Source organism: Bradyrhizobium genosp. P, assembly GCF_049949265.1.
In the GTDB taxonomy this organism is placed as follows: domain Bacteria; phylum Pseudomonadota; class Alphaproteobacteria; order Rhizobiales; family Xanthobacteraceae; genus Bradyrhizobium.
On record NZ_CP188195.1, the window covers coordinates 3,300,641 to 3,312,616 of the forward strand.

11 protein-coding genes are annotated in these 11,976 nt (G+C 58.2%); 7 read left to right on the forward strand and 4 right to left on the reverse strand.

The features are described 5' to 3' along the window. Positions 1 to 9 precede the first annotated feature (9 nt). From rfbB to tnpC (ACP2YO_RS15945), 7 genes are all read left to right on the forward strand, one after another. Positions 10 to 1,053 (forward strand): dTDP-glucose 4,6-dehydratase, encoded by a 1,044-nt coding sequence (gene rfbB, locus ACP2YO_RS15915; protein ID WP_426441674.1) that lies wholly within the window; start codon positions 10 to 12, stop codon positions 1,051 to 1,053. Next, entirely contained in the window at positions 1,040 to 1,954 is a 915-nt protein-coding gene (gene rfbD, locus ACP2YO_RS15920; protein WP_426441675.1) for a dTDP-4-dehydrorhamnose reductase, read from the forward strand. Before rfbB ends, rfbD begins: the two co-directional genes overlap by 14 nt. Beyond that, positions 1,951 to 2,820, forward strand: a complete 870-nt coding sequence (rfbA, locus tag ACP2YO_RS15925; protein ID WP_426441676.1) for a glucose-1-phosphate thymidylyltransferase RfbA — start codon at positions 1,951 to 1,953, stop codon at positions 2,818 to 2,820. The genes rfbD and rfbA overlap by 4 nt, the downstream gene beginning before the upstream one ends. 76 nt (positions 2,821 to 2,896) lie before the next feature. Further along, positions 2,897 to 4,723, forward strand: coding sequence for a glycosyltransferase family 2 protein (locus ACP2YO_RS15930; RefSeq protein ID WP_426441677.1), 1,827 nt, complete (start codon positions 2,897 to 2,899; stop codon positions 4,721 to 4,723). A gap of 330 nt (positions 4,724 to 5,053) precedes the next feature. Continuing rightward, positions 5,054 to 5,440 carry a transposase gene (locus tag ACP2YO_RS15935; protein ID WP_426435284.1) on the forward strand — a complete coding sequence of 129 codons (387 nt, stop codon included), beginning with the start codon at positions 5,054 to 5,056 and terminating at the stop codon, positions 5,438 to 5,440. Then, on the forward strand, positions 5,437 to 5,781 hold the full coding sequence (tnpB, locus tag ACP2YO_RS15940; protein ID WP_426433797.1) for an IS66 family insertion sequence element accessory protein TnpB: 345 nt from the start codon (positions 5,437 to 5,439) through the stop codon (positions 5,779 to 5,781). The genes ACP2YO_RS15935 and tnpB (ACP2YO_RS15940) overlap by 4 nt, the downstream gene beginning before the upstream one ends. A 73-nt stretch (positions 5,782 to 5,854) precedes the next feature. After that, on the forward strand, positions 5,855 to 7,459 hold the full coding sequence (gene tnpC, locus ACP2YO_RS15945) for an IS66 family transposase (protein WP_426443210.1): 1,605 nt from the start codon (positions 5,855 to 5,857) through the stop codon (positions 7,457 to 7,459). A gap of 164 nt (positions 7,460 to 7,623) precedes the next feature. Here the strand turns inward: tnpC (ACP2YO_RS15945) and tnpC (ACP2YO_RS15950) are convergent, their stop codons facing one another. The 4 genes from tnpC (ACP2YO_RS15950) to ACP2YO_RS15965 form a co-directional block, all read right to left on the reverse strand. After that, complete coding sequence (gene tnpC / locus ACP2YO_RS15950; RefSeq protein ID WP_426440095.1) at positions 7,624 to 9,360, reverse strand: IS66 family transposase; 1,737 nt, start codon at positions 9,358 to 9,360, stop codon at positions 7,624 to 7,626. A 44-nt stretch (positions 9,361 to 9,404) separates the two neighbouring features. After that, positions 9,405 to 9,752 carry an IS66 family insertion sequence element accessory protein TnpB gene (tnpB, locus tag ACP2YO_RS15955; protein WP_082758020.1) on the reverse strand — a complete coding sequence of 116 codons (348 nt, stop codon included), beginning with the start codon at positions 9,750 to 9,752 and terminating at the stop codon, positions 9,405 to 9,407. Beyond that, positions 9,749 to 10,093, reverse strand: a complete 345-nt coding sequence (tnpA, locus tag ACP2YO_RS15960; RefSeq protein ID WP_426440094.1) for an IS66-like element accessory protein TnpA — start codon at positions 10,091 to 10,093, stop codon at positions 9,749 to 9,751. The genes tnpB (ACP2YO_RS15955) and tnpA overlap by 4 nt, the downstream gene beginning before the upstream one ends. A gap of 591 nt (positions 10,094 to 10,684) precedes the next feature. After that, positions 10,685 to 11,953: a class I SAM-dependent methyltransferase gene (locus tag ACP2YO_RS15965; RefSeq protein WP_426441678.1), complete on the reverse strand. Its 1,269-nt coding sequence runs from the start codon at positions 11,951 to 11,953 to the stop codon at positions 10,685 to 10,687. Between the last annotated feature and the right edge of the window lie 23 nt (positions 11,954 to 11,976).

The window sequence follows — 11,976 nt, forward strand, 5'->3', positions numbered from 1 at the left end:
ATTGTTGACATGCGCGTATTGGTTACAGGCGGCGCGGGATTCATTGGATCGGCAGTGTCGCGCCATTTTGTTCTCGATCTGGGTTATGAGGTCATTGTCATTGACAAGTTGACCTATGCCGGAAACCTCGCCTCGCTCGCGCCAATCGCATCACATCAGAAATATTTTTTTGAACGACATGATATTTGCGATCTCAAAGCCGTCGATGCAATTTTTGCGGAGTATCGACCGGACGCAATCGTCCATCTGGCCGCTGAAAGTCACGTCGATCGCTCCATTTCCGGATCGGATGTCTTTGTCAGGACGAATGTGAACGGCACGCTCACGCTCCTTGAGGCGGCGCGGCGCCATCTTTCGTTCAACAACAACGCAGACTTTCGCTTCATCCACGTGTCGACCGACGAGGTCTACGGTTCAGTCGGCAATGAAGGATTATTCACCGAGAAGACGCCGTACGATCCCAGTTCGCCTTATTCGGCAACCAAGGCAGCTTCCGACCACTTGGCGAAGGCCTGGCACCGCACCCATGGACTGCCGGTCATCGTGACGAACTGCTCGAACAACTATGGCCCGTATCACTTTCCGGAGAAGCTCATACCTCTTACGATCTTGAATGCGCTGGAACGCAAGCCGCTGCCGGTTTACGGGAGCGGTCTGAACATACGCGACTGGCTTTACGTCGAAGATCACGCGTGCGCCCTTGGCCTAATTCTGAGCCATGGCAGGCCTGGCGAGACCTACAATATTGGCGGACGCAACGAGCGCCAGAACATCCAGGTTGTTCGGCAGATTTGTGCGTTGATGGACAGGCTGCGACCACTTGATCATCCTCACCATAATCTCATACAATTCGTGTCAGATCGGCCCGGCCACGATCAGCGTTATGCGATCGACGCTTCGAAATTAGAAGACGAACTGGGATGGCATGCCCAGGATAGTTTCGACACTGGAATTGAGAAGACTGTTCGCTGGTTTCTTTCCAATGAAGACTGGTGGCGGCCTTTGAGGCAGCAGGTCTACCGCGGAGAACGGCTGGGGCTTGCAAGACCATGAGGCGATGATGCGGCTATATGTCATCGGGACCCAAGGTCAGGTAGCGCGCTCGCTACACGACGCGATGATCGGTCACCCCGACATTGTCGCCGGCTTCGGTTCGCGGCCGGGTGTTGACCTTCTCGACCCAGCTTCACTTGTGCGGGCGATCGACGAGTTCGGGCCTGATATCGTCATAAATCCGGCGGCCTACACCGCAGTCGACAAGGCGGAAGACGAGCCTGATCTGGCGTTCGCAATCAACCGGGATGGCGCGCAAGCAGTAGCCAGCGCGGCTAAACAGTCCGGGGCGTCGATAATCCATCTATCGACCGACTACGTTTTTGACGGAAGGAAGGAGGTCCCGTATCTGGAGACGGATGATCCTAATCCGCAAGGGGTTTATGGCAAGTCGAAGCTTGCAGGTGAGCTCGCCGTTATGCATTCAAATCCGCGCCATATCGTTCTTAGAACATCATGGGTTTACGCGCCGTTCGGTAACAACTTCGTACGCACTATGCTGCGGCTTGCCGGAGAGCTAGATCAGATTCGAGTTGTCAATGACCAGAAGGGGTGCCCTACTTACGCTCCTGATATTGCGGTATCTATCATTTCGCTAGCGCGAAAGCTGATTAGTTGGCGGCCAGAATATGCAGGTGTGACGCACCTAGTCGGCCCGAACTCGATGACATGGTGCGAATTTGCACGTGAGATTGTCAGCCAGAGTGCACGGAAAGGTGGTCCTTCATCATGCGTCGATGCGATTGCGACATCCGAATATCCGACGCGAGCATCCCGACCTGCAAATTCGGAACTTTCGACGCGAAGATTGCGGTTGCTGTTCGATATCGAATTGCCGAAAATGGACACTTCTCTGTCTAATTGTATTGACCGAATTCTTGCCACGCGGGGAACTCCATGAAGGGAATCATTCTGGCAGGCGGCAGCGGCACAAGGCTGTACCCGATGACCTTGGTCACGTCGAAGCAGTTGCTCCCCGTCTATGACAAGCCAATGATCTATTATTCGCTGACCACGCTGATGCTGGCGGGAATTCGCGAGATTCTGATCATCTCGACGCCTCACGATCTGCCCCTCTTTCAATCGTTGTTGGGTGATGGGAGCCAGTGGGGAATAGCATTGTCCTACGCACCCCAGCCGAAACCTGAAGGGTTGGCACAAGCCTTCATAATCGGAGCCAAATTCGTCGAGGGGGGAGGTTCAGCCCTGGTCCTTGGGGACAACATTTTCTTTGGACATGGCCTTCCTGCACTGTTTGCAAATGCCCGGTCGCGCACGTCGGGAGCTACCGTGTTTGCTTACCGCGTAGCCGATCCGGGGCGCTACGGCGTGGTCTCTTTCGATGAAGATGGTCGCGCGCAGTCGATCGAGGAGAAGCCAAAGCAACCCAAATCACACTTCGCAGTAACAGGACTGTACTTCTACGATAGCCAGGTCGTGGATTTGGCGGCCAATATTCGCCCGTCGGCCAGAGGCGAGCTGGAGATCACAGATCTCAACAAGAGCTATCTCGATCGTGGTCAGCTGACGGTCGAGCGCATGGGGCGCGGCTTTACTTGGCTTGATGCTGGAACTCCAGACAGTTTGCTTACGGCTGCAGAATTTGTCTCTATGCTCGAACGGCGGCAGGGAGTTCGGATAGCATGTCCGGAGGAAATTGCCTTTGGGCAGGGCTTCATAGATAGGAGCCAACTTCTGAAACTGGGAGAAGCGCTGGGTAAGAGCGATTACGGTCGCTATATTATGAGCATCGGGATGGACCAGTAAATCTGAGGGGCGAGAGTTGTATTTACGCGAACATAGACGCCGAGTTTGCTTCATCGTTCAGTGAGTCGCTTGCACGATGAGACTATTCGACAAAGCCGTACTGCTTCAGTCACTCGCTGAACATCTCCCGGCGTCCCTCAAGGCGCAATTGAAACGTGTTGGACGCCGCCTCGGAAGTCAAAGCCGTAGCTATGCTCGCTGGCTTGGCGAGTTTGATACCTTGTCGGAGTTGGATCGCCTCGCGATTGCGCGTCACATCGAGAAATTCGAGTATAGGCCACTCATATCAGTGGTCATGCCAACATATGAGACCCCGCATTGGGCGCTTCGGGAAGCGATCGATAGTGTCCGTGGTCAGCTCTATCCGAATTGGGAATTGTGCGTCGCCGACGATGCGTCGCCCAGCCCGCACGTAATACAGATCCTTCGCTCCGCCGCATTGGAAGACCGTCGGATCAAGTGGATGGAGCGCGAGGAGAACGGTAATATTTCGACCGCCACAAACTCGGCCCTCTCTCTCGCGTCGGGAGAGTTTGTTGCTCTGATGGACCACGACGATATCATCGCCCCGCATGCGTTGTACGAGGTGGCGGTCGCGCTGAACAATAATCCCAGCCTCGACGTCATCTATAGCGATGAGGACCAGATCGACAGGAAAGGACGGCGTCATAGTCCCCATTTCAAGACGTCGTGGAACATCGAGCTTCTGCTAGGCTACAACATGATTAGCCACTTGGGAGTCTATCGACGTGCGCTAGTTGAGCGCTTAGGCGGATTTCGAACAGGCTTTGAGGGCAGCCAGGACTATGACCTTGCGTTGCGATGTGTGGACGCGACGTCGGCTGATCGTATTCATCACATTCCGTCGGTTCTATATCATTGGCGGCGTGACTATGGTTCTGACTCATTTTCGGAACGGCGGCTTAAATTGTGTTCAGATGCTGCGCAACGCGCGATCGGAGAGCATTTGCATCGGCGCGGCGAGGCAGGTGTGGTTGGTCCACACCCCACGCTGCCGCAGTGGAGCCGCGTCAGTCGTCCTGTGCCGTTGCCGGCCCCGTTGGTTTCATTGATCGTGCCAATGCGGGATAGAGCTGATTTGCTCGAAAGATGCGTGAGAGGCCTGCTCGATCACACGGATTATCCTAACGTGGAGGTAATAATGGTTGATCACGAAGGCAAATCTCCTGACGCGCACAGACTATTAGAACAATTGAGGTCTGATACGCGTGTGCGCAGTGTCCCTTGCATGGGGATGTTTAACTACTCTGCTTTCAACAACATCGCGGTAGCTCAGAGCCGCGGGTCAATTGTGGGGTTGATCGATAGCAAGATTCAAGTGATCAATGCTAATTGGTTGGCGGAGATGGTTTCGCTGGCGACCTTGCCAGGGTTAGGCGCCGTTGGGGCAAAGTTACTCTACCCGGATGACATGGTGCAACACGGCGGTATTGTGTTGGGCTTGGGCGCCGTGGCAAGCCATCTTGGTAACCGTCTCCCTCGCCAAGCCAGGGGCTATTTCGGAAGAAATCAGCTCACTTCATCGGTATCTGCCGTAACTGCGGCATGCCTAATCGTGAAGAAATTGGTCTATGAGGAAGTGGGCGGCCTCGATGATAAGCACTTGCCAGCTGTATTCAATGATGTCGACTTCTGCCTTAGAGTGAGCGAGAGAGGGTATCGCAACATTTGGACTCCTCACGCTGAACTTTATCATCACGGGTCGTCCAGCCGCAGTTTTGATATTCCATCGGATCAATTTCAGGCGGAGATAGAGTACATGCGTGGAAGATGGACGAATGAACTTAAGTCCGATCCGTTTTACAACGATAACTTCTCGCTCAGTCTAGGTCGTGACTTTGAATTGGCGTTCCCTCCGCGTTGCCCGAAACCTTGGAGGTGACTTGCGACCGTATATTTGATGGAAAGCCCAAAGTAGTCCGGAAGGATGATGAAGCAAGATTCACAGACGATTAGACTATCGCGATGTGGAATAGGCATGAGGCCAACTTCAGGATGTAGTTCAGCGCCTTGGCCAGGTTGTGCCTACAGGACAGCTTGGCGGGTTGCTTCCGCACACAAATCTGAAGCTTCCCGACCGAAGGCCGGCTCGGTTTTTGCCGAAGCTAAGCGGTTTCCTCGTAAGCGTGTAGGTCATCCCACGTAGCGGATGATGTTCGATTGTCAGAGAATCTCCTGGTGATTTGTCCCAGGAGTTCATGAGAGCGAACATATGTCTGATACCAAGAATTTCGAAGTTATCACAGCGGCGGCCGAGCGGCTTTCGGTGAGTCCCGGGCGGAGCTACCGCACCTGGTCGCGGGAGGAGAAGGATCGCATCGTCGGGGAAACGTTTGCGCCGGGGGCGAACGTGTCGGCGATAGCGCGCTGTCATGGGATCGATCCATCGCAGTTGTTTGCGTGGCGACGCAAGGCGCTGGCCTCGGGAATGGTGGCGCCGCTCTCTGGGGCGCGAGACCGATCGGTTAAGTTCGCGCGCTTTGAGACCATGGCGGGGGAGATGGTGGAAATCGTCATCGGCGATGTCGTGGTGCGCGTTGGTGGAGATGTGGAGGCGGGGCGGCTTGCTGCTGTGATCCGGGCGGTTCGGCAGGCATGATCCCGGCGGGTGTTCAGGTTTACGTGGCCAGCACGCCGGTCGACTTCCGCAAGGGAGCCACGGGTTTGATGGCGCTGGTTCGAGATGGTGGGGCCGACCCCTTCAGCGGAGCACTGTACGTGTTCCGTTCGAAAAGGGCGGATCGGATCAAGGCGGTTTGGTGGGACGGCAGCGGGGTATGCCTGTTTGCCAAGACTCTCGAGGAGTCAAAGTTCTGCTGGCCGAGGATTGCGCCGACCCGGGTGCAGCTGAACCATGCGCAGTTGCTCGCGCTGATTGACGGGCTGGACTGGACGAAGGTGCGTCCGGTGGTTGTGAAGCGCCCAGAAACGGTAGGCTGACAAGCTGCGGCGAATTGAATCAGGGTGCTGAAAAGTTTGGAAGAGTGGCGGCGACTCTGCTGTGATGGCGACGATGACGACGCCCGTTACAGAGCTCCCGACGACGCTTGCCGAAGCCCACGCGCTGATCGTCGCCTTGGCGGAAGAGCGGGCGGCGATCGAGGCCGAGAACAGCCGCATTGCCGCTGCAAACACCGATCTTACGGCGATCAACAAGGCCGCCGATGCGCGGATCGTGGAGCTGACGGCGATCGTCAAAATGCTGGAGCGCACGCTTTACGGCACGCGCTCGGAACGCTTGCGCAGCGACAAGCTGAGCACGGAGCAGATCGCCTTCGTGTTCGAGGAGATTGAGACCGGCGTGTCGGCGGTTGAAGCCGAACTGGCCAAGGCTGGCGGCAAGGACATGCCGAAACGCGTGCCGCGGCCGCGCAAGGAGTTCGGGGCGCATCTGGAGCGGGTGGAGATCGTCATCGAGCCGGAGGTTCCTGCCGGGTGCGAGGGGCTGGAGAAGGTGCTGATCGGCGAGGACGTGTCGAAGCGGCTGGATGTGACGCCGGCGAAGTTCCGCGTGATCGTCACGCGCCGCCCGAAATACGCCTATCGCAACCGCGACGGCGTGGTACAGGCGCCAGCGCCTGCCCATTTGATCGAGAGCGGCCTTCCGACTGAAGCGCTTCTGGCCCAGATTGCCGTCTCCAAATATGCGGACGGGCTGCCGCTTTACCGGCAGGAAGCGATCTACGCCCGCGATCGGGTCGAGCTGGACCGCTCGTTGATGGCGCAGTGGATGGGCAAGGTCGGCTTCGAATTGCAGCCGCTGGCCGACTATGTGCTGGAAAAGGTCAAGCAAGGCGAACGGATCTTCGCCGATGAGACGACCCTGCCAACGCTCGCTCCCGGATCCGGCAAGACGCAAAAGGCCTGGCTGTGGGCTTATGCCCGTGACGACCGGCCGTTTGGCGGCATCGGTCCACCGATGGTCGCTTATCGCTTCGAGGACAGCCGTGGCGGCGAATGCGTCGAGCGCCATCTGGCAGGCTTTGCTGGCATCCTCCAGGTCGATGGCTATGCCGCCTATAATCGGCTCGCCAGGTCGGCGGGCGCCAACGAGGGAGTGCGGCTTGCAGCGTGCTTTGCCCACGTCAGGAGACGGTTCTACGAGCTTCACGTCAACGAGAGCTCGCGCCTGGCGACACAGACCGTCACCACCATGGTCGAGCTGTGGGAGATCGAGGCCGATATCCGCGGCCAGGATCCTGAGACGCGGCTGAATGCGCGCCAGCAAAGGTCCGCCCCCATCGTTGCGGCGCTGTTCGATCTGTGGGAGAAGGAGCTGCCGCGTCTGTCCGGCAAATCCAAGCTCGCCGAGGCGATCCGCTATGCCACATCCAGACGCGCCGCACTCGAGCGCTTTCTGAGCGACGGTCGTATCGAGATCGACTCCAATATCGTCGAGCGGACCATCAGACCCCAGGCAATCACAAGAAAAAATGCGCTCTTCGCGGGTAGCCCTGGTGGCGGCCGCTCCTGGGCGACCATCGCTACGCTTCTGCAGACCGCCAAAATGAACGACGTCGATCCACTCGCCTGGCTCACGCAAACGCTCGAGCGCATCGCGAACCGGTGGCCGATCACTCAGATCGATGCCCTCATGCCGTGGAACTTCAGAGCCTGAACGGCTTCGGCTACACGCTTACGTTTCCTCGGCACTCCTGCCATTGATGGATCGCTCGATCTGTACGCATCCTCGCACATTATCGTGGTACGCATACGACGAAGACCGCCTGATTGACGCATGCGCGCGGGCATGGCGAGCTCTATGATGGCGTTGCGCGAAGGTCAGGCGGCCTGCTGATCGGCAGGCTTGCCGGCTTGGCGCAGGAGCTTCCATTCCCAGGGCAGCAGTTCGTGCAGACGCGATGCGGGAAGATCTGCGATACGGGCGAGGACGTCGGCGAGCCAGGCCTTGGGATCGACGTCGTTGAGGCGACAGGTCGTGATCATCGTCAGCATGATGGCGGCACGGTCAGCACCCCGCCGGCTGCCAGCGAAGGTCCAGTTGCGCCTTCCCAAGGCGATGCCTCTCAATGCGCGCTCAGCGCAATTGTTGGTCAAGCAGATCCTGCCATCGTCGAGGAAGCGGGCGAAGTCGTCCCAGCGCCTGAGCATGTAATTCATCGGTTTCAGGACCTCGGCAGAGCGCGACAGGGTTTCGCGCTCACGCAGCAACCAGGCGTGCATGTCCTCGAGAAGCGGCTTGCTCTTTTCCTGGCGCACGGTGCGCCGCTCGTCGGCGCCGCAGCCGTTAATGGCGCGCTCGATCTCGAACAACGCATCGAGGCGTCTGACCGCCTCCAGCGCGATCGGAGAGACCGGTTTGCCCTTGTTACCTTCCCGAGCATTTTTCTCGATGTCGGCCAGCTCGAAGAAGCCCCGCCGCGCATGGGCCAGGCAAAACGCCGGTGTGATCGGCAGCACCTTCTTGCGCGGGTCGAACAACGGCTCAAAACCATTGTAGCAATCGGCTTGCAGGATGCCGGCGAAGGCGGCCAGATGCTTCTGCGGGTGCTCACCTCGCCGGTCGCTCGAGGCGTAATAGACCGCCGCCGGCGGCGCAGGCCCGGCAAAGGGCCGGTCATCCCGCACATAAGTCCAGATCCGACCGGTCGTGCACTTGCTTTTGGCCAGGATGCGGATGGTGGTGTCGTCGCCATGAAGGCGCTCGGCAGCGAGCACATGGCGCTCGATCAGGTGGAAGAGCGGCATCACGGCGAAAGTCCCGTGGCCGACCTGATCGGCCAGCGTCGACAGCGGCAAGTCGATCCTCTCGCACTTGAAGCGCGCACTCTGGCGGTTGAGCGGGATATGCATGCCGAACTTGTCGAACAGGATCGTCGCCAGCAACTGCGGGCCGATGAAGCCGCGCGGCGTGGCATGGAACGGCGCCGGCGGCTGGGTGATCTTCTCGCAATCGCGGCAGGTGAACTTCTCGCGCACCGTCTCGATGACCTTGAAGCGACGCGGGATCTCCTCCAGCGTCTTGGTCACATCCTCACCGATCTTCGCCAGCCGCGATCCACCGCAGCAGGCGCAGGCCGTTGGAGCCTCAATGACGACGCGCTCGCGTTCGATATCATCCGGCCATGGCTTGCGCACCGGCCGCTTGCGCATGAAGGGGCGGACGTTCTGCGTCTTCGCCGCCGCGGCCTGTGCGGCAAGCTCATCCTCGCTCGCCGTGGTGACGAGTTCTTCGAGCTCCAACTCCAGCTGCTCGAGCAGCCGTGCCGTGCGCTCGGAGCGCTGCCCGTACAGTTCGCGTTTGAGCTTCTCGATCCGCAACTCGAGATGCGCGATCAGCGCCTCGTTGTCCGACAGCTCCGCCCGCGCATTGGCCGCTTCGGCTTGCCAATTGATGGCTTCGGCTTGTATCTGGGTGACCTTCGCCGCGGCCGCATCGCGTTCGACCTCGACCCGCAGCCGCGCTTCGCGTTCAGCCCGCAACGCCTCACGTTCGATCAATAGCGCCGCCTGGGCGCTGGCAAGATCCGAAGGAAGATCATCCGGCTTCAAACTCATGAAGCCAGTGAATCAGATTTCCCGGGAGGTTCAATCGCAGAATGCTATCCAACCCGCGTTGGACGCAAAGTTTCTTGAGGATTCCGCCAGTCGATCCCAGACAGCAGGTAAGAAAGTTGTGCCGGAGAGATCGTTACGGCTTCACCAGCAGCCGAAGGCCAAATGAATCTTCCTCTTTCGAGTCTTTTTGTAAACAGGCACGCTCCCTGAGAATCGTGCCAAATGATTTTTATCAGGTCTGAACGGCGCCCCCTGAAGCAAAACAAATGACCCCCCAGTGGGTCATGCTTCAAGACTTCCTGCACCTGCAAAGCCAAGCTCGGAAAGCCGCGCCGCATATCGGTATGGCCCGTCGCCAGCCATACCCGCACGCCAGAGGGGATCGGAATCATCGCAGCGCCTTCAACACCGCCGACACCAGCAAGGGCGGCGCCGACCCGCAAATCCTGATCCGTCCGCTCCCCGTCAATTCCACCACGATCACTTCACCGGACGGCGCCGCTTCCTTGATCGGCTCCGCTTCCATCGAAGCTTCCACAAAGCCCTGGTCAGCAAGGTCCTGGCGAAGCCGGCGACGCCAAGTGTAAATCAGACCCGTCGAAATATCGTGATCCCGCGCAACCTGCGCCACACACGATCCCGGCGCAAAGGCCTCCGCAACGATCCGGCACCGTTCATCCTCGCTCCAACGCCGCCGCCGTTCCGGCCCCGTCAGCACCGAAATCTGACCCATCAACCGCTCTTAAGCTCGCTCTTAAACACGTGCTTATGAGTGCTCAATCCACCTCTCAGAACAAGGCGGTCTTCATCGTAGGCGTACTTATCGTGGCATCACGCCAATCTGGATCGACGCCTCGTGGGCGGTTCCTCATTCCTCATGCGTGTTCGGACGTTCGGACCGCTATGACCGCCATCTAAGCGGGCTTGTGCCGAACCGTACTCATTGCCCGCGGGGAAAGCGGGTGCTCCGGCATCGCAGCAGCGGGATGTTCGATCCCACAGGCCCCGAAAAGTCAGCGCGCAACCTTCAAGAGCGCGATATCCGCTTACGATGTGATGAATTCTCGGATGATCTCTTACCTACTTCGATTGCTGACGTGCAGTCTCGTCACCGACGGTGCCGTGAACCTCTATCGTGACACCGCCGATCAAATCGGCTGACTTTGCAACGTCTTCTCCCACGAAACAACAATACGCTGACATGCCCAAGAGCTGCGCGTGGGATGCCCCGCGGCCCCGATGATGGGAAACTTCAGCGGGCGGGGAGCGCCTCGCTGGCCGGACGAGGGCTTACTAAATTACGAATCAGTCGTTGAGTGCGGCATTAGAGCTCGCGCGGCACTGGCAATGGTGTGATTAACTTTCCTTTGTAACCTTTCGCGCGCAATTTGGGCGCGAGCTCTTCGGCAATGTGCCAGGAGAAAATGATGGCGCAATCGGGCTGATCCTCAAACATGCGGCTCTCCTCGACAACGGGGATCGAGGTGCCGGGCATACACTTGCCGATCTTCAACGACCCCTCGATTTCGCACACGTAGTCGATGATCCCGGAGTCGAGGCCGACGTAGTTCACCAGCGTTGACGCGCGGGATGGCGCGCTGATGCCGCAGATAGTTTCGTCATTCTCCTTGATCTCGCGGATCATTGAGTAAAGGCGCAACTTGGAAAGTGCTACGTCATGACTGAATGAGGCGAGGCGGGCGCGCATCCCGCTGCCACGCGGTTCGTTTGCGAGCAGGGCGCCTACACTTGGCCGAACAGGGCGAGTTCCCTTGCGCGCTGCGTAAACACGGATCGAGCCGCCGTGCGTTGGGATCTTGCGTGCGTGAAAAACCTCAAGCCCGTGCATTGCAAGCAAATAGGAGAGGCTGCCAACCGAATAGTAGCGAAGGTGCTCATGATAAACCGTGTCGTACTGCAGATCGTCGAGCAATCCGATGAGGTAGTGTGATTCCGATATGAACACGCCGTCCGGGGCAAGCATCTCCTCGATTCCATCGACGATCGCATGCACGTCCTCGATGTGAGCAAAACAATTGGCGGCAGTCACAACTTTGGCGGCGCCGTATTTTTCCCGTACCTCCTGTCCCACGTCCTTGCTGAAGTAGCGCTGGATTGTCGTAATGCCGCGCTGGTTCGCGATTTTGGCAACATCGGTCGGTTCGATTCCGAGGATACGGTGACCGCCCTTCTGAAAGTTCGAGATGAGTGTCCCATCATTCGACCCGATATCAACGACCAGATCTTCCTTGCCGAGGCCCAGCAGTTCCGTTGACTCGGAATAGAGTTCAGCAAAGTTGTCGCGAAGAATGCGGGTCATGCCGCTCGTGTAAGGATACTCTGGTGGAAATATGATGATGGGATCAACGGCCAGTCCGAGTTGGACCAGATCGCATTTTGGGCAAAGCAACAGGTTGGTCGGAAACCAGGGTTGTTGGCGCTGAACTTCGCCAATCGGCACCATCTGGTTGACCGGGGGCATGTAACCAAGCGAAAGAACTCCCTCAAGCTCGCCGTGCCCGCAAACTTGACAGCATTCGACGGGTACACTGGCACCCGTTCCGGCGGCGCGGGCAATTCTTACTGGAAACATAAACTTCTCCCTATGAGAAATTG

Coding starts and splice junctions, on each gene's coding strand:
- tnpC (WP_426443210.1), top strand. CDS start 5,855: ATGACGACGCCCGTTACAGAGCTCCCGACGACGCTTGCCGAAGCCCAC.
- tnpB (WP_082758020.1), bottom strand. CDS start 9,752: ATGATTCCGATCCCCTCTGGCGTGCGGGTATGGCTGGCGACGGGCCAT.
- rfbB (WP_426441674.1), top strand. CDS start 10: ATGCGCGTATTGGTTACAGGCGGCGCGGGATTCATTGGATCGGCAGTG.
- ACP2YO_RS15965 (WP_426441678.1), bottom strand. CDS start 11,953: ATGTTTCCAGTAAGAATTGCCCGCGCCGCCGGAACGGGTGCCAGTGTA.
- tnpA (WP_426440094.1), bottom strand. CDS start 10,093: ATGGGTCAGATTTCGGTGCTGACGGGGCCGGAACGGCGGCGGCGTTGG.
- tnpB (WP_426433797.1), top strand. CDS start 5,437: ATGATCCCGGCGGGTGTTCAGGTTTACGTGGCCAGCACGCCGGTCGAC.
- ACP2YO_RS15935 (WP_426435284.1), top strand. CDS start 5,054: ATGTCTGATACCAAGAATTTCGAAGTTATCACAGCGGCGGCCGAGCGG.
- tnpC (WP_426440095.1), bottom strand. CDS start 9,360: ATGAGTTTGAAGCCGGATGATCTTCCTTCGGATCTTGCCAGCGCCCAG.
- ACP2YO_RS15930 (WP_426441677.1), top strand. CDS start 2,897: ATGAGACTATTCGACAAAGCCGTACTGCTTCAGTCACTCGCTGAACAT.
- rfbA (WP_426441676.1), top strand. CDS start 1,951: ATGAAGGGAATCATTCTGGCAGGCGGCAGCGGCACAAGGCTGTACCCG.